23 protein-coding genes and 1 tRNA gene are annotated in these 22,746 nt (G+C 65.4%); 13 read left to right on the forward strand and 11 right to left on the reverse strand.

The window, feature by feature from the left end:
- Window positions 1–7 precede the first annotated feature (7 nt).
- The 3 genes from AADZ55_RS16490 to AADZ55_RS16500 form a co-directional block, all read right to left on the reverse strand.
- Complete coding sequence (locus AADZ55_RS16490; RefSeq protein WP_085324941.1) at window positions 8–1,747, reverse strand: ABC transporter ATP-binding protein; 1,740 nt, start codon at window positions 1,745–1,747, stop codon at window positions 8–10.
- A complete protein-coding gene (locus tag AADZ55_RS16495; protein ID WP_085324940.1) occupies window positions 1,744–4,326 on the reverse strand; it encodes an ABC transporter ATP-binding protein/permease in 2,583 nt (860 codons plus the stop codon). The genes AADZ55_RS16490 and AADZ55_RS16495 overlap by 4 nt, the downstream gene beginning before the upstream one ends.
- Window positions 4,327–4,574: 248 nt before the next feature.
- Window positions 4,575–4,658, reverse strand: a tRNA-Leu gene (locus tag AADZ55_RS16500).
- Window positions 4,659–4,776: 118 nt separating this feature from the next.
- Between AADZ55_RS16500 and mbtK the strand changes: the two genes are divergently transcribed.
- Entirely contained in the window at window positions 4,777–5,409 is a 633-nt protein-coding gene (gene mbtK / locus AADZ55_RS16505) for a lysine N-acyltransferase MbtK (RefSeq protein WP_085324939.1), read from the forward strand.
- Here the strand turns inward: mbtK and mbtN are convergent.
- Genes mbtN through AADZ55_RS16520 form a run of 3 tightly spaced genes read right to left on the reverse strand, consistent with a single transcriptional unit; the run spans window position 5,376 to window position 8,348 of the window.
- Window positions 5,376–6,536, reverse strand: a complete 1,161-nt coding sequence (mbtN, locus tag AADZ55_RS16510) for a mycobactin biosynthesis acyl-ACP dehydrogenase MbtN (protein ID WP_085324938.1) — start codon at window positions 6,534–6,536, stop codon at window positions 5,376–5,378. The genes mbtK and mbtN overlap by 34 nt on opposite strands.
- The gene (mbtM, locus tag AADZ55_RS16515) at window positions 6,536–8,101 is read right to left on the reverse strand and encodes a long-chain-fatty acid--ACP ligase MbtM (RefSeq protein ID WP_085324937.1); all 1,566 of its coding nucleotides are present in this window, start codon (window positions 8,099–8,101) and stop codon (window positions 6,536–6,538) included. The genes mbtN and mbtM overlap by 1 nt, the downstream gene beginning before the upstream one ends.
- Window positions 8,094–8,348, reverse strand: coding sequence for an acyl carrier protein (locus tag AADZ55_RS16520; protein ID WP_165759374.1), 255 nt, complete (start codon window positions 8,346–8,348; stop codon window positions 8,094–8,096). The genes mbtM and AADZ55_RS16520 overlap by 8 nt, the downstream gene beginning before the upstream one ends.
- A 124-nt stretch (window positions 8,349–8,472) precedes the next feature.
- Here AADZ55_RS16520 and AADZ55_RS16525 point away from each other — a divergent pair, with 124 nt between their 5' ends.
- Both AADZ55_RS16525 and AADZ55_RS16530 read left to right on the forward strand, forming a co-directional pair.
- Complete coding sequence (locus AADZ55_RS16525) at window positions 8,473–8,853, forward strand: hypothetical protein (RefSeq protein WP_085324935.1); 381 nt, start codon at window positions 8,473–8,475, stop codon at window positions 8,851–8,853.
- The gene (locus AADZ55_RS16530) at window positions 8,850–9,212 is read left to right on the forward strand and encodes a DUF3817 domain-containing protein (RefSeq protein ID WP_085324934.1); all 363 of its coding nucleotides are present in this window, start codon (window positions 8,850–8,852) and stop codon (window positions 9,210–9,212) included. Before AADZ55_RS16525 ends, AADZ55_RS16530 begins: the two co-directional genes overlap by 4 nt.
- Here AADZ55_RS16530 and AADZ55_RS16535 read toward each other — a convergent pair.
- The 4 genes from AADZ55_RS16535 to AADZ55_RS16550 form a co-directional block, all read right to left on the reverse strand.
- Window positions 9,209–9,826, reverse strand: a complete 618-nt coding sequence (locus AADZ55_RS16535) for a non-canonical purine NTP pyrophosphatase (RefSeq protein WP_242670145.1) — start codon at window positions 9,824–9,826, stop codon at window positions 9,209–9,211. The genes AADZ55_RS16530 and AADZ55_RS16535 overlap by 4 nt on opposite strands.
- A gap of 94 nt (window positions 9,827–9,920) precedes the next feature.
- On the reverse strand, window positions 9,921–10,370 hold the full coding sequence (locus AADZ55_RS16540) for a hypothetical protein (protein WP_085324932.1): 450 nt from the start codon (window positions 10,368–10,370) through the stop codon (window positions 9,921–9,923).
- A 57-nt stretch (window positions 10,371–10,427) separates the two neighbouring features.
- Complete coding sequence (gene rph / locus AADZ55_RS16545) at window positions 10,428–11,207, reverse strand: ribonuclease PH (protein ID WP_085324931.1); 780 nt, start codon at window positions 11,205–11,207, stop codon at window positions 10,428–10,430.
- Between the two features lie 116 nt (window positions 11,208–11,323).
- Window positions 11,324–12,106 carry a cyclic nucleotide-degrading phosphodiesterase gene (locus AADZ55_RS16550; RefSeq protein ID WP_207569076.1) on the reverse strand — a complete coding sequence of 261 codons (783 nt, stop codon included), beginning with the start codon at window positions 12,104–12,106 and terminating at the stop codon, window positions 11,324–11,326.
- Between the two features lie 430 nt (window positions 12,107–12,536).
- Here AADZ55_RS16550 and AADZ55_RS16555 point away from each other — a divergent pair, with 430 nt between their 5' ends.
- The 3 genes from AADZ55_RS16555 to AADZ55_RS16565 all read left to right on the forward strand — a co-directional run bounded on the left by AADZ55_RS16555 (window position 12,537) and on the right by AADZ55_RS16565 (window position 14,017).
- Window positions 12,537–13,190: a hypothetical protein gene (locus AADZ55_RS16555; protein ID WP_085324929.1), complete on the forward strand. Its 654-nt coding sequence runs from the start codon at window positions 12,537–12,539 to the stop codon at window positions 13,188–13,190.
- A gap of 85 nt (window positions 13,191–13,275) precedes the next feature.
- Complete coding sequence (locus AADZ55_RS16560) at window positions 13,276–13,485, forward strand: hypothetical protein (protein WP_207569075.1); 210 nt, start codon at window positions 13,276–13,278, stop codon at window positions 13,483–13,485.
- A 97-nt stretch (window positions 13,486–13,582) separates the two neighbouring features.
- Window positions 13,583–14,017, forward strand: coding sequence for a CAP domain-containing protein (locus tag AADZ55_RS16565; protein ID WP_242670140.1), 435 nt, complete (start codon window positions 13,583–13,585; stop codon window positions 14,015–14,017).
- Window positions 14,018–14,046: 29 nt separating this feature from the next.
- Here AADZ55_RS16565 and AADZ55_RS16570 read toward each other — a convergent pair whose 3' ends face one another.
- Window positions 14,047–14,394, reverse strand: a complete 348-nt coding sequence (locus AADZ55_RS16570; protein WP_341286210.1) for a toluene tolerance protein — start codon at window positions 14,392–14,394, stop codon at window positions 14,047–14,049.
- A 407-nt stretch (window positions 14,395–14,801) separates the two neighbouring features.
- Here AADZ55_RS16570 and AADZ55_RS16575 point away from each other — a divergent pair, with 407 nt between their 5' ends.
- From AADZ55_RS16575 to AADZ55_RS16605, 7 genes are read left to right on the forward strand one after another with little or no spacing between them, the layout of a single operon-like run.
- Entirely contained in the window at window positions 14,802–15,569 is a 768-nt protein-coding gene (locus AADZ55_RS16575; protein ID WP_085324981.1) for an MlaE family ABC transporter permease, read from the forward strand.
- A 20-nt stretch (window positions 15,570–15,589) separates the two neighbouring features.
- Window positions 15,590–16,420 (forward strand): ABC transporter permease, encoded by an 831-nt coding sequence (locus AADZ55_RS16580; RefSeq protein WP_085324980.1) that lies wholly within the window; start codon window positions 15,590–15,592, stop codon window positions 16,418–16,420.
- Between the two features lie 4 nt (window positions 16,421–16,424).
- Window positions 16,425–17,885: an MCE family protein gene (locus tag AADZ55_RS16585; protein WP_085324979.1), complete on the forward strand. Its 1,461-nt coding sequence runs from the start codon at window positions 16,425–16,427 to the stop codon at window positions 17,883–17,885.
- A 43-nt stretch (window positions 17,886–17,928) separates the two neighbouring features.
- Window positions 17,929–18,960 (forward strand): virulence factor Mce family protein, encoded by a 1,032-nt coding sequence (locus tag AADZ55_RS16590; protein WP_085324927.1) that lies wholly within the window; start codon window positions 17,929–17,931, stop codon window positions 18,958–18,960.
- Window positions 18,957–20,267 (forward strand): virulence factor Mce family protein, encoded by a 1,311-nt coding sequence (locus AADZ55_RS16595; RefSeq protein WP_085324978.1) that lies wholly within the window; start codon window positions 18,957–18,959, stop codon window positions 20,265–20,267. The genes AADZ55_RS16590 and AADZ55_RS16595 overlap by 4 nt, the downstream gene beginning before the upstream one ends.
- A complete protein-coding gene (locus tag AADZ55_RS16600) occupies window positions 20,264–21,595 on the forward strand; it encodes a virulence factor Mce family protein (protein WP_085324926.1) in 1,332 nt (443 codons plus the stop codon). Before AADZ55_RS16595 ends, AADZ55_RS16600 begins: the two co-directional genes overlap by 4 nt.
- The gene (locus AADZ55_RS16605) at window positions 21,592–22,746 is read left to right on the forward strand and encodes an MCE family protein (protein ID WP_085324925.1); all 1,155 of its coding nucleotides are present in this window, start codon (window positions 21,592–21,594) and stop codon (window positions 22,744–22,746) included. The genes AADZ55_RS16600 and AADZ55_RS16605 overlap by 4 nt, the downstream gene beginning before the upstream one ends.

A 22,746-nucleotide genomic window follows, 5' to 3' on the forward strand; every position in this document is an offset into this window, starting at 1 on the left:
ACTCAACTTACTCGGCGAGGATCCGCCACTCGGCGGCTTCGTGCTGCTGTCGCCAGAACTCACTGAAACGCCCACCCGCGGTGAGCAATTCGTCGATCGGACCGTCCTCGACCACTTGGCCGTCGTCGACGAACAGGACACGGTCGGCATGACGGATGCTTGCCAACCGATGGGCAACGATCACCCGGGTGCGCGATCGCGGATCGGCCGTGAGCGCGTCGACCACCGCGACCTCGTTCTCGGTGTCCAGGGCACTGGTCGCCTCGTCGACCAGCAGTACCGGCGCGGGTTTCAGCAGGGCCCGCGCGATGCTTACGCGTTGCCGCTCGCCGCCGGACAACGCCGAACCGGCTTCGCCGACGATCGTGTCGAGACCGTCCGGCAACCTGCCAATGAGCTCGTCCACCCGCGCCAGCCGGAGGGCTCGCGTGAATCGATCGTCGCTGGCGCCGGGATCTCCGGCCAACACGTTGTCGCGAATCGTCCCGTGAAACAGGTAGGGGTGCTGGAACACGACACTGCTGACCGCGCGCCGAGCTTGGGCATCCAGCGTCGCGACGTCGGTGCCGTCGATCAGGACACGGCCGCGGATCGGCTGGAGCAGGCCCGCGATCAGCGCCAGTATCGTGCTCTTTCCGGAGCCAGACGGTCCGACGATCGCCGTCGTGCTGCCCGGCTGCAAGCAAAAGCTGACCCCGTTGAGCACCGCTGGATTTGCGTCGTCGTAGCCGAAGGCGACGTCGTCGAACTCGATGCGTGCGGCGGCGGCGCCGTCACCCGGCGTGCCGGTTCCGGCCACCACGACCGGTGCGGTGAGCACCGATCGGATGCGCCCCAGGGTCGCGCGGGTGCTCTCCAGCGCCGGCGCCAGCTCACTGACGGTGGTGAACGGCTCTAGGTAGCGGACCATCACGACGATCAGGGCGATGGCCTCGGGCACCGTGAGGGTGCCCGTGATGGTCAGTGCCGTGGTGGTGCCTGCCAACGCGATGAGAGCCAGCTGGCTGGCGATGTTGAACATCAGCTGGCCTGGTATCTGCATGCCCAGCAACCGCATCATCGCGCTGTGCTGCCTGGCCAACGCGTTGCCGACCAGGCTTCGAGCCGGCTCGACACGCCGGGCGGCCCGCAACGCCTGTTGGGTCCGGGCAAACTCGATGATCCGCTCGGTGAGCGCGGTATTGGCTTCGCCGGCTGCGGCATCGGCCCGACGCGCGAAGGCCGCGGCGGCCCACAACGCCCCCAGCAGCAACGGCACACCGGCCAGCCCAGCCACGCCGAGCTGCCAGGAAATCGGCAACAAGGCCAGCGCGATCGCTGCCGGTAGCAGGATTGCGCTGGTGAGCGGCGTCAGCAGGTTGACCACCAGACCAACAAGTTCCGGCCCGGTGGCGGCGATCGCCTGCCGCGCCGTCGCGGTGTTTTCGGCGGTGAACCAGTCCAGCCGGACGCTCGGCAGCCGCTCCGCCACGTCATGCTGGGTGTGGTCGAGCACGGCGAAACCCAGCTCGACACCGATCCGCGCGGTGACGGCGTCGATCACCCAACCGGTCACGGTCGCGGCGGTAAGCCAGCCCAGCCACCCCAACGCGCGGTGCGGTGCCTCGCCGAACAGCGCCGCCACCAGCGGGACCAGCAGCACCGTGCCCACCGCTCGCACGACAACGGAACCGAACGCGAGCAGTGCATAGCCGACTACCCTGGCGCGGCGGTCGGTGGGAACCAGGCCTATCCAGGTGCGGATCATCGGGTGGGTTCCTGAGCGGCGCTGACGGCCACCGGGTCGCCCTGGCCGGTGTCCCACAGCCGGCGGTACCGTCCATCCGCGGCGAGCAGCTCGTCATGGGTGCCGCGTTCGATGATCCGGCCACCATCGAGCACGACGATTTGGTCCGCCCGGGTGATGGTGTGCAGCCGATGGGCGATCACCAGCACCGTGCGATCCCGAGTCAGCCGGTTAAGCGCTTGTTGCACAAGGTATTCCGATTCCGGATCGGCGAATGCGGTGGCCTCGTCGAGGATGAGGACCGGCGTGTCGGCGAGGATAGCGCGGGCAATGGTGAGCCGCTGCCGCTCCCCGCCCGACAGGCCACTGCTGGCCCCGAGCACGGTGTCGTAGCCGTCCGGCAGCTGAAGTACGCGGTCGTGGATCTGCGCGTCGCGGGCCGCGGCGTGGACCTGTGCGGCGGGAGCATCCGGGACCGCCAGCGCGATGTTTTCCGCGGCGGTGCCATGCACGAGCTGGGTTTCCTGAAGGACGAAACCGACTCGCGCGTAGAGCTCGTCAGCGGTTAGCGATCGAATGTCTTGTTCCCCAACTCGAATCGCACCCTGCTCGACATCGTGGAATCGAGCCAGCAGGGCGGCCAGCGTCGACTTACCGGAGCCCGACGGACCGACGAGCGCGGTAACCGTGCCCGGCCGCAGCGTCAGCGACACATCCTGGATCACCGGCACACCGGGGCGATAACCGAAGGTGACATGGTCGAACACCACCGTTGCGGGCACGTCGCCGTCGCGCAGTTCGCGGGGCCGTTGCGGCACGGCGAGTTCCGTTTCGTCGAGGGTGCCCTGCAGGTGCCGGGCAGCCAGGAATCCCGCGCGCAGACCCCCGACTCCGTAGGCGATACCAAGCAGCCGGGCACCGAATGTGGTGCCCAAGAACAAGAACGGCAACAAATTGACCGGATCCATTCGATGGGTAGTCACCAGCAACGTGCCGGCTACCGCGATGAGCCACAGGAACGTTGCCGGGCGGGTGGCCAGATCCATCAGGGTTTTCTTGCCGGCGAGCGGACGCTGCCAGGCGACCAGGAAGCCGATGTAGTCGTCCAAGCAGCGGCGAAAGCTCGACGACGCAGCACCCCCGAAGACGCGAATCACCGGCTGACCCTCCAGGTAGCCGCCCGCCTCGCCGTTCATCTTCTCGGCCCACCGCTGGGCTTGAACGATGCGCGGACCGGACTGAATCGTGAGCGCCGACGTCGTCGCCAAATAGACCAGGACCGGCCCGAAGAGGACCAGCGCCACCCGCCAGTCCACGACGAACAGATAGACCAGCACCGCCACCGGGGCAACAACCGCGGCGACCGCGTCCGAGACAGCATGGGTAACCAAATAGTGCAACGCCAGTGTGTCGTCGGCGACCAGCTGTTTGATCGACCCCGACCCGCGGCTGGTGAACCAGCCCAGCGGCAATCGCGACAGCTTGCTCAGCAGCCGCAGGCGCAGCGCCCTGGCGAACCGGGCGTCGACCACATGCAGCCACAGCGTGAGGGCGGCCGCGAGGAAGGCTCCCGTCCCCAGCAATCCCACCGCCGCGAACCCGACCGTCCACAACCGGTGTGCGTCGGCGCCGGACACCAGCAGCCGGGACAGCTCGACCAGCAGCACGAACGGCGCCAGCTGCACCAGCGTGATCAGCGCCGTGAGCACCCCCGAGAGCACCAGCGGCAGCTTCAGTGGCGCCAACAGCCGGCTGGCCCCCTGCGCGCGCCACCTACCGCGGGCCGGGGCAGGCACTGCCGATTCTGGTTGCGGGGCCCCGCCCGGCACCGGTTCGGTGGCCGCCGGCTCGGTTTCCCGATGGGTACCCATGGCGCGCCCGGCGTTCCAGTAGGCCTGAGCGTGGATCTCGGACTTGGGGAACCCGAACTCGTCGCGCAGCCGCACCCGCACATTTTTTAGCGCGGCGGCCTCCGGCGTTGCCCAGGCATACCAGTCCGACCAGTCACGATTCTCGATCGCCTGGGCCAGCGATTTCTCATCGCGGCGCACAACCCAGTGCACCCGCAGCCGGGGGTGCTGCGCGAGGGGGATCAACGTGTCGTTGTCGTGGTGTTGTTCGAGGTACATCTCGATCGGGATGTCGTCCGGGACCGTGTCGAGGATCCCGTTCATCCCCGGGATGGACGCCGAGTCGCCGATCAGCAGATACCCGGCTGGCTGCTCCTCGGGCACATCGAACCGCGACGAGCCCATCAGCGACATGACCGCGATGGTCGCGCCAGGTTGGACGGTGCGCGCCCACGACGAGGCCGGGCCCGCGGGGTCATGCAAGACAACGTCGACCGCGAAGCGGCCGGCGGCGGGGTCAGCCTCGGCGATCGTATAGGCACGCTGAAACTCGGTGTTGGACCCGTTCGGGTCGGGGAACCAGAACCGCAACCACGCGGCGGGCTCGGCCTCCACATCCTCGAAAAGTGTCGGCGAAACCATCCGGACCCGCACGAAATGCGGTGCGATCGAAACGGTTTCGATCACCGTTGCGGTGTGGTCGCGCGCGCCGAAACTGCGCAACATGACACCCTGGAACCCGCGCGCCATCAGCGATCCTCTCCCCGAGCGGCGAGACTGATCACCAGTGCACCCGCGCTACTCAACACCATGGCCGCGGCCGCGGAGTACCCGCGTGCGCCTCGACCTCGGTTACCAGCAATTGCTGGCCGGCATGGTTTTCATCTGGCAGCACACCTCGGCCCAAGTAACTTCTCCCCACAAACTAAGGGTTGCCTTACCATAGGTCAAACTCGGGTACTTGGGCCGTTCTCCGCGCTATCAGGGCCATCACCAGGTGCGGGCGGAGGGACTCGAACCCTCAAACTCTTTCGAGCACCGGCACCTAAAGCCGGCATGTTTGCCAATTTCATCACGCCCGCGGGCCTAGCGATCTTACCGCTTGGTCGCCGGACAAACCCGCCCGTGGTGCGCACGACGTTGGGGCACGTATGGCATGCCTAACCTAAGTGGCGAGCCCTCCGGTAAGCTCGGCGCGCGATGACCGAACCCCCATCCCCTGGCGAGGTCGACGAATCGCCGATTCGGCTAGCCCGGGAACGATTCGACCTGCCTGACGAGGTACGACGCCTCGCCCGGCCGCCCGTCCCATCGCTTGAGCCGCCGTATGCACTGCGCGTCGCCGAGTCCACGGACGCGGAGATGCTGGCGGAGTGGATGAACCGTCCGCATCTGGCGGCGGCCTGGGAGTACGACTGGCCGGCGGCGCGCTGGCGTCAACACCTAAACGCGCAACTCAACGGAACCTATTCGTTGCCATTAATTGGAAGCTGGCGTGGCACGGACGGCGGATATATCGAATTGTATTGGGCGGCAAAGGATTTAATTTCCCGTCATTATGACGCAGACCCCTACGACCTGGGTCTGCACGCGGCCATCGCGGACTTGCCCATGGTCAACCGCGGCTTTGGCCCGTTGCTGTTACCGCGGATCGTGGCCAGCATCTTTGCCATGGAGCCGCGTTGCCGGCGGATCATGTTCGACCCGGATCACCGCAACACCACGACCCGTCGGCTGTGCGAGTGGGCCGGATGCGCATTCCTCGGTGAGCACGACACGCCAACCCGGCGCATGGCGCTCTACGCTATGGAATCACCCACCGCGGCCGCGTAACCGTCATTGTCGGGCTTCATCCCCGCCGCCACCAATTCCCACAGCACCTCGTCGGTACCGCCGCCGACCCGGGCGAGTTTCATGTCCCGCCACCACTTCCCGAGTGGCGTTTCATCGACGAGGTAGCCCGCCCCGCCGAAGATGTGCATGCACTCCGAGATCACTTCCTCACCGAGCCGCGCAGCGGTGACCTTGACCGCTGCCGCCGTGCGCAGGTCCAACCGGCCCTGTGCCGCGACCCCGTGCAGCGCGTGCCGCAGCAGATCGACACGCGCCTGCAGATCCGCGATCCGCAACCGAAGCGCCTGGTGTTCGAACAGTGTCTGGCCGAACTGACGTCGAGTCATCATGCGGGCCAGGGTGATCCCGATCGCCTGCTGGCACGACGCGGCAACCTGCCCGGCGATGGACATGCGCTCATGAGCCAACCCCCAACTGATGGCAGCCAATCCCGTGCCGGCCCGCGCGACCAACGCGTCGGCCGGTACCCAGGTGTCGATGCGGACCGCGGCGGTCTCCAGCGGCCCCGCACCGACCTTGCGGTAGGGCGTCTGCACGCTGACTTGCGCGGTCGGTACCGCCACCACCGCGACATTGCCGTGCCGGCTGGTCGGATCGTGGTCGACGCTGCGCGCCACCACCATGATGTGGTCGGCGATGGGAGACAGCGACACGAACTTCTTGACGCCGCGGACTTCGAAACCGCTGTCGTGGGAACGAATCTCGGTCTCGACAATCTGCAGATCGGATCCGCCGGACTCCTCCGAGGCCCCGATGCACAACACAGCTTCGCCGCGGATCGCTTGCTCGCAGATGTCCCGCAAGTAGTCCGATTTGCCAAACCGGCGCAAGATCGCGATTGCCGAATCATGCAAGCTGATACCCACGCCGATGCCGGCAGAGGCGAGCTGGCCCAACGCGAAAGCGAGTTCGACGAGTTTGCCGACATCGGGCAGCGGGTCGGTAGCCCACTTCTCAGCGAATACGCCGCAGACACCCAGGTGCTCGATCAACTGACGCGGAAAGCGCTCCTGCGCTTCAGCTTCTGCCGTCCATGCAGTTACCCGCTCGTCGAACGCCTTGGAGAGCAGGGCGCGGAAGTCGTCGAGTTCGAAGCTGGTCGCCATCAGTCCACCTTTACCAAGCAGCGCCGCACTTCCAGCCGGCGCAACTTCCCCGAAGACGTTCGCGGTAGGGATCCAGGCGATACGAAAACGACGTCGGATGGGACGACCCCGCACGAGGACGCAACGCGCTGGATCAATTCGGCGCGAGCGGCCGCCTCGTTTGGCCCGCGGAATTCGGCAGCGACGACCAGACCGGGGCGAGCGGAACGTTCCCCGGTGCCCAAGGCGACCACGGCACCTTCGCGCACGCCGCGGACTTGGGCCGCGACCAGCTCGACCTCTGTCGGAAAGATGTTTCGGCCTGCGATGGAGATGACTTCCTTGGCGCGACCGCACACCACCAGGCCGCCGTCGCCAAAGTAGCCGAGGTCGCCGGTAGCAAACCAATCGTCAGGGTTGATCGGCTGCTGGCCCAGGTAGCCGTCCATCATCGACGTGCCGCGAATCTCGATCTCGCCAATTTCGCGGCCCGCGTAGCCTGATTCCCGCTCGTCGCACGAGATCCGTACCTCCATACCGGGGATGGGGTCGCCCAGAACCGCGTGCTGAAGCGCACCGCTGCCGTCGGTAACACGGTCGACGCGCAATCCGATACCCGGGACCGGCACGGTCACAGCGCAAGTCGACTCGGCGAGCCCGTAGGAGGGCACAGCGGCGCCGGCATCGAATCCGAACGGCGCCATAGCTGCTGCGAACCGGGTGAGTGCATCGCAGTCAACCGGCTCCCCACCGTTGATCGCTACCCGCAGCGCACCTAGGTCGACGCCGGATACCCGCCGGGCGTATTTGCCGATGAGGTTGTAGGCAAAGTTCGGTGCCGCGGTCATCGTGGCACCGCTTTCCGACAGCCAACTCAACCAACGGAACGGCGACGCCGTGAACGCCGCCGTCGGGGCCAACCACAGCGGCCTGCCGGCCAGCATCGCAGAGAGCAAGAAGGTGAGCCCCATGTCGTGGTACAGCGGCAACCAGGAGCACCCGATGTCGACCGTGGGGTCGGTGGCCACGCGCTGATTGAGCCCACGCAGGTTGCTGAGCACCGCGCCCGGCGAAAGCATGGCGGTACGGGGCGCGCCGGTCGATCCCGCGGTGCCCTGAAGGACAGCGGGACCTTCGCTGGCGACGGGTGTGGCCGACCGATTGGTGTGCGCCGCCATGCCGAGATCCCCGATAGTCACGTCGCTGGTATCCACCGCTTGCAGACGGGGCAGGTATGCCCCCTGGCTCAACACGGTGCGCACCCCAATCCCGACGAAGCGGGTCAGCGTCGCGTCGGCCCATCGCTGGTCATCGGCGCCGCGCACCGGCCCCGGCAGGATGGACACGGCAGCGCCGGCAAGCCAGGCACCCTGGATCGCGGCGACCAACTCGACGGTCGGCTCGCCGACCAAACCCACCGCGGCGGGTTGGTCACGGTCTAGCAGCCAAGCCGCGACGCTCTCGGCCAGCCCGTGCACCTCCGGCCACGGGTGCCGACGCCACACCGAGGTCTCGCGGTCGAGGACGATCAGGTCGTCGGCAGAGGTCTGCATGGACCGCGCGAGCACGGCCGCGAGTTCACTCATTGCCGTATTTGGCCGCGATCGCCGCTTCTAGCTCTCCGACCGTGTCGCAAGTCAGGAGCTCCTCTTCGGACAATGCGACTCCGAGCTTCTCCTCGATGGCCACCATGCCGACGGCGAAGGCCACCGAGTCCAGTCCCACGTCGTCGACCAACCTGGCGTCGGGCGTGACTCGGGTCACGTCAATGTTGAGGTCGTCGCGCAGGATGCTCAGCAACGTACTGCTGACGGTGGACGGCGATGAGGTCATGGCGAAGGAGGTTACACCCAGGCATTAGGCAAGGCTAGCCTATGGTGGGCATTCCCACACCGATGGCATCGGCCGCACCGGAGCAGCGGCGCTTCGACAGCCCACCGCGCGGTACGGTCGGAAGGTGTCGGGTACACGTCGTCGCCGGCCGGCGCTGATCGCTCTGGTGATCATCGCGGCCTGCGGCTGCCTGGCCCTTGGCTGGTGGCAGTGGACGAGGTTTCAGTCCACCTCGGGTACCTTCCAAAATCTCGGTTATGCGCTGCAGTGGCCATTGTTCGCTTGGTTCTGCGTCTACGCGTACCGCAACTTCGTTCGGTATGAAGAGACGCCACCCCAACCGCGGAACAGCGGTGCCGTGACCGAGATACCTGCCGGACTCCTACCCGAGCGGCCGAAGCCGGCGCAGCAGCCGCACGACGATCCCGCGCTGCGGGAGTACAACGACTACCTGACCGAGCTAGCGAACAACGATGCCGAGAAGCAGAACAGGACCACCGCATGACCACACCCGAAACGCCCGAAGCGCAGCACGCCGCGCCCGCATTCCCCGTCGAGAGGATTCGCACCGCTCTGCTCGGCTACCGCATCATGGCGTGGTCGACGGGCGTGTGGCTCGTCGCGCTGTGTTACGAGATCGTCGTCCGCTACGTCGTCAAGGTCGACAATCCGCCGACCTGGATCGGTGTGGTGCACGGCTGGGTGTATTTCACCTATCTGCTTCTGACGTTGAACCTGGCGGTTAAGGTCCGCTGGCCGCTCGGCAAGACGGCCGGTGTGCTACTCGCCGGCACAATTCCGCTGCTCGGCATCATCGTCGAGCACTTCCAGACCAAAGAGATCAAAGCCCGCTTCGCGCTTTAGCCCGCCGCCAGCGCGCGCAGCGCGGGCAGCAGCAGAGCCAGCGCACGGCCACGATGGGATAGCGCGTCCTTTTCCGCCGGGCTTAGCTGTGCCGCGGTGCGGCCGCCAACGGCAGGGTCGCGCGGAATGAAGACGGGGTCGTAGCCGAATCCGCCATCACCGCGCGGCTCGCGGGCGATCATGCCGGGCCATTCGCCGCGCACGACGACTTCGCCGGATCCGGAGACCAGCGCGCAGGCCGACACGAACGCCGCGCCGCGCCGCTCGTCGGGCACGTCGGACAACTGTGCGAGCAGCAGCGCGGTGTTAGCGGCATCGTCGCCATGACTGCCGGACCACCGCGCCGACAGCACGCCGGGCATGCCGCCCAGCGCGGCCACCTCCAAACCGGAGTCGTCGGCCACGCAAACGAGTCCGCTCGCGGCGAAGGCGTCGCGCGCCTTGGCCAACGCGTTGTCCTCGAACGTCGCACCGGTTTCCGGCGCCTCGTCGAATGGCGCCACATCATTGAGCGACACCAGCGTCAAACCCGACAGTCCGGCGCCGTCCAGTACCCGGCGCAGCTCGGCCAGCTTTTTGCGGTTGCGACTGGCGACCAGCAGCCGGGTCAACAGTTACTCCCAAACCTCTTGTCGGATGCCACGTTGTCACAGCGTAAGTGCTTACCGGTACCAGTCGGCGGCGCTGAGCGGGCTCCAACGCCGATCGCTACTGACCATCGCAATCTATGTGCTCTGGCTTGCCGCCGATCGCGTCGGAGACTTTCTTTGCAAGAGTCTGAGATGTGTTGAAGACAGTCCAAAGGCCGCCGTCCACGTAGTCGAACGACGATTTGCCGATTACCTTCCCCGCAGTGCAGCCCAATGCCTTAACCATGCCGGACCAGTTTCTGCTCTGGCCGTTGTCCTTCCAAACAATTAATTGGACGTCCTCATTCTCCAGCTCGCATTCACCGACATCGGCAGCACTCTCGGTGCCCCACTGGCGATCATCCGTCGCTACCGGTCTGTAGCCGGTGCACTTGAGCCCCGCCTTGCCGAGTGCGTCACGAATGTCTGCGCCAGACGCAACACTTACCGCAGCCTTGGACCCTGTGAAACTCTGTCCGCCGCAACCAGCGAGCAGAATCGCAATGACAGCGACGCAGTACTTCCACATAGCCGCAAAAATAGCCGAATTGCGGGCTCGATCGTTGGCTGGCGACCAGGAGCCGGGTCAGCTGCCAAATGCCTTCTGCGGTGGTGGTCCCTCGGGCAGCACACCCGGGTACGGCAGGGCCAACGCGTCGCGTTGCGCGGCAAACAGTGTGTCGCAGGCGCCGAGGGCCATGTCCAGCAGCTTGTCCAGCGTCGAACGCGCGAACGTCGCGCCTTCACCGGTGCCTTGAATCTCCACCAGGGTTCCGGTGTCGGTAGCGACGACGTTCATGTCGACCTCGGCGCGCGAATCTTCCTCGTAGGGCAGGTCCACCCGAATCCTGCCGTCGACCACACCGACGCTGACCGCGGCAATGGCGCACGACAACGGCCTGGGGTCGGAGAGCTTGCCCGCTGCCGACAGGTAGGTCACTGCGTCGGCCAATGCCACGTAGGCGCCGGTGATGGCCGCGGTGCGGGTGCCGCCATCGGCCTGCAACACGTCACAGTCGACGGCGATGGTGTTCTCCCCCAGCGCCGCCAGGTCGATGCAGGCGCGCAGCGACCGGCCGATGAGCCGACTGATTTCCTGGGTGCGCCCGCTGAGCCGGCCCCGCACCGACTCCCGGTCGGAACGACTATGGGTGGCCGACGGCAGCATTGCGTACTCCGCGGTGAGCCACCCCAGACCCGTTCCTTTGCGCCAGCGGGGCACGCCCTCGGTGACGCTTGCGGTGCACAGGACCTTGGTGTGACCGAATTCGATCAGCACCGATCCCGCGGGGTTTTCGGTGAAACCCCGGGTGATGACCACCGGGCGAAGCTCGCTGTCGAGCCGGCCGTCTTCTCGTTTGGACACGACGCCAACCCTAGCCCGCCGACGATCCGCGCCTTACAAGGCGCGGTGAGGACGGGGGCGATCCAGCCCTAGCCCGCCGACGATCCGCGCCTTACAAGGCGCGGTGAGGAGGGGGCTCAGCGCCGTTCAGGCCGCCGGACTTCGAATGTCTCGTCGCATACCACCGCGTGCACCGGGCCATCGAACTCTGCCTTGGCCTCGCTAATCACGTCCTCACGCGAAGTCCACGGCGGAATGTGGGTCAGAAGTAGCTCGCGAACGCCGGCCTGCGCCGCCACACGCCCGGCCTCAGTACCAGACAGATGCAGATCGGGCGGATGTTTGGGCGAGTGTGTCCAGGACGCCTCGCACAGGAAGACGTCAGCGCCACGAGCCAGCTCGACGAGCTGGTCACAGCTACCGGTGTCACCGCTGTACACCAGCGACGCACCGGTGGTATCGGTGAACCGCAGGCCGTACGACTCGGTCGGGTGCGCAACCCCCCTCGGCACCACCGTGATCCCGCCCAACACCACCGGCTCGCCGTCGACCCAATGACGGATATCGAAGATGTCCGAGCAATCGTCGATCTCCCCGCCGTAGGGTGACGACGCCGCCCCCAATCGCGACCACGTATCGCTGGGGCCGTATAGCAGCGCCTTACCGGAGGGCCGGGACGGGTGGTAGCGACGCCAAACGAATAACCCCGGCATGTCCAAGCAGTGATCGGCGTGCAGATGCGACAGCAGCACATGCACCGACGCGGGGTCCATGTGCCGCTGCAGCGCGCCAAGCACACCCCCACCGAAATCAATGACTAGCGGCGGCGTGTCCGGCGCTCGAAGCAAATACCCCGACGCAGGCGAATCCGGCCCCACGACGCTACCGGAGCATCCGAGCACGGTTATTCGCACGGACACTACTGTGCCATGCCCGATACGGCGATGCGGAATACATCGCCGCATTCGGTGACGAGAATCTCCTCACGCCTAGAGCGTCATGACATGGCATCGGACCAGCCGCTCGTGCCGGCCCAAGACAGCTGGCTCGGTCCAAGTGATCGATCGACTCGGCCAAGTCTGCGCTCGACGAGCTGGCCCACCGCGATCTACCGGGTGCGTGGCTGTCGGCCGTGGAGACCACGGCCGACAGAGGTCGGTGTCGATCGTTGTGAATCCGCGGGAAGCTACCTCTGTGCCAAGATAGTGTGGCCGCACACACCTGAAGGTAGGGATATAGCGCCGATGGAGTGGCCACCATTGATGTCAGCAATGTCGAGGCCCAGGTCCGTAGGACGTGCGGCACAAAGTCAGGCTGTCTCATGCCAGCGGGCCAAGAGAAGCGCAGACTGTGTCTGAGCCGCCAACCGGCGTGTCCAGCAAGCGTCGGCGCGCCGACGAAGAAGAGTCAACCTCGGCCGGTGCTGAACCCGAGCCGGACACTGACGCATCAGCCGCAGCCGATGACGGCGCCCAAGAGCAAGAGGCAGCGTCGGCGCCCCGAAACCGCTGGCGCCTCAGGTTCACCTGGGCGGGCTTGTTGGCCTGGGTCGTTCTGCCCGGCCTCGCATTTCTGCTGACAATCGCCGCCGGTTTTCTGAGATGGCAGTACGACACGTTGCGTGACTCCAAGATCGCCGGGGTCCAAGCGCTGCAGGCCGCCCGAGACGGCACAGTAGCGATGTTGTCGTACCAACCCGAAACCGTCGACAAGGACCTAACCGCCGCCCGCGACCACCTCACCGGGAGCTTCCGCGACTCGTATACCGAGCTGACCAACGATGTGGTCATCCCCGGCGCCAAACAGCAACGGATTTCGGCGGTCGCGCGAGTGCCTGCAGCTGCAACTGTGTCCGCAAGTTGGAACCACGCCGTGGTACTCGTCTTCGTCGACCAGACCACTGTCATAGGTGACGGGGCGCCCACCGACATGGCGTCAACTGTGCGGGTGAAACTCGACAAGGTCGGCGACCAGTGGCTGATCTCTGAATTCCAACCCATTTGAGGTCTGCGAGCACGCAAATGGCTTCACTAATTGAAGAGGTGGGATCCACAAGGTGGATGTCACAAGGACACTGACGATTCAATCTGTGGCGGTTGTGGGCAGCGCGGCCATCATTGCGTCCGCCCCAGTACACGCGACCGGGGTTGCCCATCTGGTCAACGAAACGGTGCGCCCAGGGTACAACTCTGGTGGCCGCGGGCAGGGCTACGCCGATCTCGTTGGAGACAACAAAGCCGACTTCAACACGTCCGACGAATTTCCGACGTCCTATCCGATCAGTCAGGCCGTCGGGTAGGCAAAGCGGCGAAAGGGGTCGCCAGATGGCAAGTGGACGGACGCGAACCAGAGGGCGAAACCCGCTGTCGGCAGTTGCCGGCTTGGTACTGCTGGCCATGACACTGTCCACGGCGCCGACGGCGCAGGCCGATAACAAGAGACTCAACGACGGCGTGGTGGCCAATGTCTATACCATCCAACGCCAGGCCGGTTGCACGAACGACCTTCGAATCGATCCGCGCCTGCAACTAGCGGCGGAGTGGCACACAAACGACGTGTTGAGCAACCGCGCGTTGAACGGCGACATCGGATCGGACGGATCAACACCGAGTGATCGAGCCGCTGCCGCGGGGTTTCGCGGCGAGGTCGCCGAAACAGTGGCGATCAACCCGGCCTTGGCAATTAGCGGGATCGAACTGATAAATCAGTGGTACAACAATCCGGACTATCTCGCCGTAATGCGCGACTGCAAATTCGCCGCGATCGGGGTTTGGTCAGCGAACAGCCTCGACCGCACCGTGGTGGTGGCCGTCTACGGCTCACCCGCATAGCCGACGCTGACCGATGGCCCACTGAACGCTCACAGACCGACCGAGAACGGGCCCATCGGCGTGCACACCTGCGACACCGGGTTTCGGACAAAGGCGCAACCGGTGCCTGTCGAGATGTAGGTCACCCCCGCACGCCACGGGCGAAATTGCACCTCCGCTGCGATCCACCCAGCTTTGGTTTGGCATTGCGTGCCCATGCCATCGGCCCGAATGCAGGCAGTCACCCGTACTGGCTGCGCCTCGCCTTGACAGCTAGTCGTGACCATCGCGGCCGCCACCGCAACGACGCCGGTCGCGAGGTCAATCCGGCGTGGCGGGTCCAGACGGTACGTGCACGACGCCGTCAGCTCCGGTGTGGCCGGCATCCGAGGTGGCACGGCCCAACTTGAGCCCGGTGGCGAAAGGGCGCTCATCATTGCTGCCAGAAACCCGGCGATAGCCACTCGTTTGAGCGAAGGGGCAACAACGCCGGAAAACTTGACGGGCCGCCGGACAGCATCGAACTGGCGCCTCAGTAGCTCACTACGCATCGGATGCCTGCTTCTTCGCCAAACGGTTCGCATGGTTTGAGCCGAACTTTCTGCGACGCCTCGATCCGACCACACCGACGTCGATAAGAACAGGTCCAAAGGGCATCGCTTTTCGGCGTTCGCAAGTGTTAACGTCACCCACATTTACATCGATATAGATGGTTGTACAGGCGCAGCGGCCTCGGAGGGACGGTGCCCGGCGAGCGAAGATCGCAGGCGACAACAGTCACCAGCCGACAGGTAGTGGCTGGCTGATGGTTGCTCCCGCTACGGTCGCCAAGCCATTACGAGCGTTCGGCGGCTTTTACTCGATGGCACTCGACACGTTCGTGGCGATGTTCCAGCCTCCCTTTGCGTGGCGCGAATACATCTCGCAATCCTGGTTTGTCGCGCGGGTGTCGCTGCTGCCGACGCTGATGTTGACCATTCCGTACACGGTGTTGCTGACCTTCATCGAAAACATCCTGCTGACCGAGATCGGCGCCGCGGACTTCTCCGGCACCGGGGCCGCGCTCGGGTCGGTGCGGCAGATCGGGCCGATCGTGACGGTCTTGGTGGTCGCCGGTGCCGGCGCCACCGCCATGTGCGCCGACCTGGGGGCTCGCACTATTCGTGAGGAACTCGATGCGCTTCGGGTGATGGGCGTCGACCCTATCCGGGCACTTGTGGTTCCTCGCGTGCTGGCCGCCACCACGGTGTCGCTGGCGCTGGCCGCCACCGTGATCCTCGTCGGCCTCTCCGGCGCCTACTTCTTCTGCGTCTATATCCAGCACGTCTCGCCGGGTGCTTTCGCGGCCGGTCTGACCCTGATCATCGGTGCACCCGACGTGGTGATCGCGCTGGTCAAGGCGGCCTTGTTCGGGCTATCGGCCGGCATGATCGCCTGCTACAAGGGCATCTCCGTCGGCGGTGGGCCGGCCGGTGTCGGTAATGCCGTGAACGAAACTGTCGTGTTCACCTTTATGGCTTTGTTCGCGATCAACATCGTCGCGACGGCCGTCGCGATCAAGGTGACGCTGTGACAGCTATCTCCGCCGTTCACATGTTGCGGCCCGTACGGCACCGGCTCAACGCCTTGGTCAGGGGATGGAATCGGATCGGGCGTCAAACGAAGTTCTACGGGCGCACCCTGCGCTCGGTCCACTACATGCTGATCCACTACCGGGTCGAGTTGATCCGGCTCATTGCGCAGATGGGCCTGGGCGCGGGAGCGCTCATGGTCATCGGTGGGACAGTCGCGATCGTTGGCTTCCTCACGGTGACCACCGGGGCACTGGTCGCAGTGCAAGGCTATAGCGACTTCTCCGAACTCGGGGTGGAGGCCCTTACCGGATTTGCGTCAGCCTTCTTCAACGTCCGCCTGATCGCGCCGGCGACCACCGCCATCGCGCTGTCCGCCACGATCGGCGCCGGTGCCACCGCACAACTCGGCGCCATGCGGATCAGCGAGGAAATTGACGCGCTCGAGGTGATGGGTATCCGCACCGTCGCCTTCCTCGCCGCGAGCCGGGTAACAGCGGGATTGCTCGTGGTGATCCCGCTGTATTGCGTGGGAGTGCTGGCGTCGTTCTGGGCCGCGCGATTCGGCACGACCGTCCTCTACGGCCAGGCGACGGGTGTATACGACCACTACTTCAAGACGTTCCTGAACCCCACCGACCTGATCTGGTCGTTCATTCAATGTGTCGCCCTATCGCTGGTGATCATGCTCGTGCACACCTACTACGGCTACACCGCAACCGGCGGGCCGGCCGGGGTAGGAGAAGCCGTCGGGCGTGCGGTACGCACCTCGCTGATCTTCTCCGCGTTCGTGCTGGTGATGATCTCGCTCGCGGTTTATGGGCAATCCGGCAACTTCCACCTGGCGGGATAGCACCGTGGACGACCGAGAGGAAGGACTGCACCCGGCGTGGTACACGCTGATCCTGGTGGTGATCTTCACCGCCTCGATCGCGCTGACTTATCTGCTGTTCATGGGCACGCTGCGCTCCGTTGTCCCCGTCACGCTGACCTCCGACCGCTCCGGTCTGGTCATGGAAACCAACGCCAAGGTCAAACTGCGTGGCGTACAGGTCGGGCGGGTCGCGGAGATAGTCGGCGGCGGGAAGGGCCCTGCGCCAGTGGCCCTAAGACTCGACATCGACTCGGACCAGATCCGGCACATCCCGGCGAACGTCGAAGCCGAGATCCGAGCCACCACGGTGTTCGGCCCCAAGTTCGTCGACCTCATCTACCCGAGCGATCCCAGTCCGAAACGACTGACGGCCGGTCAGGTGGTGAAGTCGCGCAATGTCACCGCCGAGGCCAACACCGTATTCCAGAACTTGGTCGACGTGCTGGATCAAATCGATCCCGCCAAGCTCAACGGCGCGCTCACCGCGCTCGCCGAGGGCGTCCGCGGTCAAGGCGAGCGGATCGGGCGGGCGATCACCGACGGCAATCAGGTACTGCTCGAGCTGAACCCGCGCAGCGAAACCGTGCGCGCCGACTGGCGGGCCCTGAAGGACTTCAACGACACCTATAGCGTTGCGGCACAAGACATCCTGGCCACGCTCGAATCGCTCAGCACCACCAGCACCACCATTACCAGCCATTCGACGCAACTGGACGCTTTGCTGCTGGCCACCATCGGGTTTTCCAACGCCGGCATCAGCCTGCTCGCACCGAACCACGCCAATCTCATCAAGGCCATCAATGTGCTCGAGCCGACGACAAACCTGCTCCACAAGTACGACCCGTCCTACACCTGTCTGCTGGTGGGCGCGAAGTTCCTGCTGGATGCCGGAGGTTACGAAGCGCCCGGCGGCAACGGGAGGTCGCTCGTACTGGACGTAGGCCTGGCACTCGGCGACGACCCATACCGCTATCCGCAGAACCTGCCCATCGTCGGCGCCAAGGGCGGGCCTGGCGGCAAACCGGGCTGTGGTTCGCTGCCGATCGTCGACAACAACTGGCCGGTGCGCAACCTCGTCACAAACACCGGATTCGGAACGGGACTGGACTGGCGGCCCAATCCCGGCATCGGATTCCCCGGGTGGGCCAACTACTTCCCGGTCACCCGCGCGGTGCCCGAACCGCCCAGCATCCGCAACCTCTTCGGTGGCCCGGCAATCGGACCGATCCCGTATCCGGGCGCCCCGCCCTACGGCGCGGATCTGTACGCGCCGGACGGTACCCCACTGTGGCCCGGGCTGCCGCCAGCACCACCACCGGGAGCCCCGCGGGCTCCCGGGCCGACACCGGGCTCCGAGCCCTTCGTGGTCCCGGTGCCCGCGCAGGTACAGCCCACCCCGCTACCGCCGACTCCGCTACCACGGGAGGCCGCTCCGTCACCATGATCGCCCGACACCGAGAACCCTCCCCCGGCAGAGGTAAACAACCATGAGGGCCAAGCTCATACATGACGCAGTGCGCCTTGCCGTGTTCCTGATTGTCTGCCTCCTCGGTGTATTCGGATTGTTCGCGGTCTTCGGGCAGCTGCGCTTCGGTGAGGAAACCAACAGCTATAACGCTGAGTTCAACAATGTGACCGGGCTGGAGAACGGCGACTTTGTCCGCATCGCCGGCGTCGAGGTCGGCCAGGTGAAAAAGGTTGCAATTCAGCCCAACACGACAGTGCTGGTCAACTTCACGGCCGATCGATCGGTGGTGCTGACCAAGGGCAGCAGGGCCGTCATCCGCTACGACGATCTCATCGGGGGCCGCTACCTGGCGCTGGTGGAAGGTGCCGGCGGCACCGAGAAGCTCAAGCCCGGTGACACGATTCCGATGTCGCGCACCGCGCCGGCGCTGGACCTGGACGCGCTGATCGGCGGTTTCCGACCGCTGCTACGGGCGCTGGAGCCAGATCAGGTAAATGCGCTATCAGGCCAGTTGATCCAGGCCCTGCAGGGCCAAGGAGCGACGATCAACTCGTTTCTCGCACAGACCGCGGCGCTGACGACCACGCTGGCCGACCGGGATCAACTGATCGGGGAGGTCATCATCAACCTCAACGTCGTGCTGGGGTCGCTCGGCGACCAAAACGACCAGTTCGGCAAAGCCGTCGACGCGGTCGCCGAGCTGGTGGAAGGTCTCCAGTCCCGCAAGGAGGACATCACCAAAGGCGTGGCTTACACCAATGCCGCCGCCGCAAGCATCGCGGACCTGTTGGCGCAGGCCCGGCCACCGCTGGTGAAGACCATCGGAGAGACAGACCGCACCGCGGGAATCGTGGTGGCCGATCACGAGTACTTCGACAACCTGCTCAACACGCTGCCGGATGCGTATCAAGCGCTCTCACGACAAGGCATTTACGGCGACTTTTTTAGTTTCTACCTCTGCGAAATCGTGCTCAAGCTTAACGGCAAGGGCGGCCAGCCGGTGTACGTCAGGGTCGCCGACCAGCCCACCGGGAGGTGTACGCCGCGGTGAAGTCATTTACCGAACGCAACCAGATCGTCATCGGCGCCGTCGGGCTGGCGATCACCGCCGGCATCGTGGTGGGGTCGTTGCAGTACGACAAGCTGCCATTCTTCAAGCCCGGCAAGGACTACTCGGCCTACTTCGCCGACGCAGGTGGACTGACAAGCGGTGTGCCCGTACAAGTTTCGGGTTTGCAGGTGGGCGAGGTGTCGGCTATCGAGCTGGACGGGCCGCGGGTGCTGGTCACGTTCAGCGTCAAAAGGAACATCCGGCTCGGCGACCGCTCGGAGGCGGCGATCAAGACCAGGGGCATCCTGGGCACGAAGATGCTCGAGGTCACGTCCCAGGGCACCGGCCAGCTGGAGGGCACGATTCCGGTCGAACGCACCCGGTCGCCCTATCAGCTGCCCGACGCGCTCGGCGACCTGGCGACCACGATCAGCGGCCTGAACACCATTCAGTTGTCGGACTCGCTGCGGGTGTTGGCGGAGACGTTCTCCGATACCCCACCACAGCTGCGCATCGCGGTCGAGGGGGTGGCGCGGTTCTCCCAGACACTCAACGAGCGCGATGCGCAGCTGCGCGGCCTGCTCACCAACGCCAACAAGGCCTCGACGGTCCTGGCCGAGCGCAGCGATCAGATCGTCGGCCTGGTCGCCAACACCAACGCGCTGCTGGCCGAGTTGGCAAGCCAAAGCGCCGCGCTGGATCAGATCTCCGGCAACATCTCGGGGCTCAGCCGGCAGCTGCTGGGACTCATCGCCGAGAACCGCGCCACGATGCGACCCGCACTCGACAAACTCAACGGCGTGCTGACGATCCTCGACAACCGCAAGGAACGCCTGCAGAGGTCGATCAAACTGCTCGGCGACTACTCGATGTCGCTGGGTGAATCGGTGTCGTCCGGTCCGTTCTTCAAGACCTACGTCGCCAACCTGCTGCCGGGACAGTTCCTGCAGCCGTTCATTGACGCGGCTTTCTCCGACCTCGGCCTGGACCCCAACGTCCTGCTCCCATCGGAACGCACCGACCCGCAGATCGGCCAGCCGGGCACACCGCCGCTGCCGATGCCCTACCCACGGACCGGCCAAGGCGGCGAACCGCGTCTGACTCTTCCCGACGCGATCACTGGCAACCCCGGGGACCCTCGCTATCCCTACCGCGAGCCGCCACCGGCCCCGCCGCCGGGCGGCCCACCGCCGGGACCGCCGGCCGTGGCACCTCCCGAGTTGGCGTCCACCCCGCAGCCGACACCATCGCCGGTATTGGTGCCCGCGCCGGGTGAGGTAGCCCCCACGCCGGAGACCGGACAATGATCCGCCGGGGCAGAACCTGGCTGGGCGTCGTGCTGGTGCTGCTGTTGGCGGGTGGGGTGGTCGTGCTGCTGCGGACCGCCGAGACGATCAACCGCACAAAAGTCGTCGCCTACTTCGAGAACAGCAACGGCGTCTTCATCGGCGACGATGTTCTCATTCTCGGTGTGCCCGTCGGCAGAATCACCAAGATCGAACCGCAGCCCGAACGGGTCAAGATTTCGTTTTGGTACGACAGCAAGTACAAAGTGCCGGCCGACGCGAAGGCCGCGATCCTGTCGCCGACGCTGGTGACCGCGCGCGCCATCCAACTCACCCCTGCCTACACCGGTGGGCCGGTGATGACCGACGACACGGTTATCCCGCGGGAACGCACCGCGGTTCCGGTGGAATGGGACGACGTCCGTGCGCAGCTGGCGAAACTGACCAAGGAATTGCAGCCCACCGAGCCCGGCGGCATGAGCCCCCTGGGCTCGGTCATCAACACCGCCGCCGACAACCTGCGCGGCCAGGGCGCCAACATCCGCGACACCATCGTCAAGCTGTCGCAAGCCGTTACGGCCCTCGGCGATCACAGCACCGACATCTTCTCCACCGTCAAGAATCTGGCGATCCTGGTGTCAGCGCTGCAGGACAGCACCACCGTGATGCGCCAACTCAACCAGAACCTGGCGACCGTGACCGGCCTGCTCGCCGATGATCCGGACGAGGTCGCCAACGCGGTGCGGGACCTGGGCGCCGTGGTCGGCGAGGTTCAGACGTTCGTGGCGGACAACCGTGAAGCGCTGGGCACCACCTCCGACAAGTTGGCGGGAGTGACCCAGGCGCTGACGGACAGCCTCGACGACGTCAAGCAATTACTACACGTGGCGCCCACCACGTTGCAGAACTACGTGAACATCTGGCAGCCGGCCCAGGGCGCGGTGAGTGCCGTGCCGATGCTCAACAACTTCGCCAATCCGATTTCCTTCCTGTGCGGCGCAATTCAGGCGGCGTCACGGCTGGGCGCCGAGGAGTCGGCGAAGCTGTGCGTGCAGTACCTGGCGCCGATCATCAAGAACCGCCAGTACAATTTCCTGCCCCTCTCGCAGAACGTTTTCGTCGGCGCCACGACACGACCGAATGAGCTGACCTACAGCGAGGACTGGCTGCGTCCGGATTACATTCCGCCCCAGCCTGCTCCGTCGCAGGCAATTCCGTCGCCGCTGCTGCCGGCGGAGGTACCGCCCCCGCTAGGCGGCGGCCATCCGCCGGCGGAAGAAGCGCCCTTGACGCCGGACCCGGCTGCCGGCCTTCGCGGGCTAATGACTCCACCTGGAGTCGGACCATGATGCGGGCTAGGTGGACAGGTATCGCGGCCGGCCTGGTCGTGTTGGCGGCCGCGGTGTCCGGCTGTGCCGGCTGGCGAGGGCTGAACTCACTTTCACTGCCGGGTGTCGAGGGCACGGGTCCTCACGCGTTCACCATTCAGGCGCAGATGCCCGACGTGGACAACATCGAGCCGAATTCCCGCGTCCGGGTTGGTGATGTGAATGTGGGCACGGTTACCAAGATCGAGCGTCAGGGCTGGCATGCATTGGTGACGATGCAGCTGAACGGCAACGTCGATCTGCCCGCCAACGCGACGGCCAACCTCGGACAGACCAGCCTGCTGGGTTCACTGCACATCGAGCTGGCTCCACCAACTGACGTGCCGCCCGAGGGCAAATTGGGAGAAGGCTCGTTGATCCGACTGTCGTCGGCGGGTAGGTTCCCGAGCACCGAGCAGGCGCTGGCCGCGGTGGCGCTGCTTCTCAACGGGGGCGGGGTCAGCAATATATACGACATCACCGAGGCATTGAGCACCGCCTTCGCCGGCCGCGAGGACGACTTGCGCAGCCTGATCGAGCAGCTCGACCAAGCTATCGGCTACCTCGACGACCAGAAGGCCGACATCATCGCCGCTACCGAAAGCGTGAACAACCTCATCGGCCAGATCGCCGATCAGAAGCCGGTGGTAGACAAGGCATTACGAACTATCCCGGATGCGCTGGCCGTCCTGCGAGACGAGCGCGAAAACCTGGCCGAGGCCCTCGCGCAGCTGGGCAAGTTCAGCGCGCTGGCCGCTGACTCGGTCAACCAAACCAGGGAGGCACTGGTTCACGAACTCAAAGACCTTGGGCCGGTGCTGGAGTCGCTGGCCGACGCCGGTCCGGCACTGACCCGCGCGCTGAGCTTCTTGCCCACTTTCCCATTTCCCAAGGAGACGCTCACCAACTGGATGCGTGGCGACTACGCCAATCTGACGTTGGTCCTCGACTTGACACTGAGCCGCATCGACTCCGGATTCTTCACCGGAACACGCTGGGAGTGCGATCTTACGGAACTGGAGCTGCAATGGGGTCGCACCATCGGGCAGATGCCCAGCCCCTGTATCGCCGGTGGTCCGTTCAATCAAGGCAACCCGTTGATTGCTCCGTACCGATGGGACCAGGGGCCGTGA

Origin of the sequence: Mycobacterium decipiens (assembly GCF_963853665.1) — a bacterium.
In the GTDB taxonomy this organism is placed as follows: Bacteria; Actinomycetota; Actinomycetes; order Mycobacteriales; family Mycobacteriaceae; genus Mycobacterium; species Mycobacterium decipiens.

What these genes read in the sequence shown, in the direction of transcription:
- AADZ55_RS16530 (WP_085324934.1), top strand. Translation starts at nt 8,850, where the DNA reads ATGACCACACCCGAAACGCCCGAAGCGCAGCACGCCGCGCCCGCATTC.
- AADZ55_RS16540 (WP_085324932.1), bottom strand. Translation starts at nt 10,370, where the DNA reads ATGTGGAAGTACTGCGTCGCTGTCATTGCGATTCTGCTCGCTGGTTGC.
- mbtM (WP_085324937.1), bottom strand. Translation starts at nt 8,101, where the DNA reads ATGAGTGAACTCGCGGCCGTGCTCGCGCGGTCCATGCAGACCTCTGCC.
- mbtK (WP_085324939.1), top strand. Translation starts at nt 4,777, where the DNA reads ATGACCGAACCCCCATCCCCTGGCGAGGTCGACGAATCGCCGATTCGG.
- AADZ55_RS16590 (WP_085324927.1), top strand. Translation starts at nt 17,929, where the DNA reads ATGAGGGCCAAGCTCATACATGACGCAGTGCGCCTTGCCGTGTTCCTG.
- AADZ55_RS16600 (WP_085324926.1), top strand. Translation starts at nt 20,264, where the DNA reads ATGATCCGCCGGGGCAGAACCTGGCTGGGCGTCGTGCTGGTGCTGCTG.
- AADZ55_RS16605 (WP_085324925.1), top strand. Translation starts at nt 21,592, where the DNA reads ATGATGCGGGCTAGGTGGACAGGTATCGCGGCCGGCCTGGTCGTGTTG.
- AADZ55_RS16495 (WP_085324940.1), bottom strand. Translation starts at nt 4,326, where the DNA reads ATGGCGCGCGGGTTCCAGGGTGTCATGTTGCGCAGTTTCGGCGCGCGC.
- AADZ55_RS16580 (WP_085324980.1), top strand. Translation starts at nt 15,590, where the DNA reads ATGTTGCGGCCCGTACGGCACCGGCTCAACGCCTTGGTCAGGGGATGG.
- AADZ55_RS16575 (WP_085324981.1), top strand. Translation starts at nt 14,802, where the DNA reads ATGGTTGCTCCCGCTACGGTCGCCAAGCCATTACGAGCGTTCGGCGGC.
- mbtN (WP_085324938.1), bottom strand. Translation starts at nt 6,536, where the DNA reads ATGGCGACCAGCTTCGAACTCGACGACTTCCGCGCCCTGCTCTCCAAG.
- AADZ55_RS16520 (WP_165759374.1), bottom strand. Translation starts at nt 8,348, where the DNA reads ATGACCTCATCGCCGTCCACCGTCAGCAGTACGTTGCTGAGCATCCTG.
- AADZ55_RS16490 (WP_085324941.1), bottom strand. Translation starts at nt 1,747, where the DNA reads ATGATCCGCACCTGGATAGGCCTGGTTCCCACCGACCGCCGCGCCAGG.
- AADZ55_RS16565 (WP_242670140.1), top strand. Translation starts at nt 13,583, where the DNA reads ATGACACTGTCCACGGCGCCGACGGCGCAGGCCGATAACAAGAGACTC.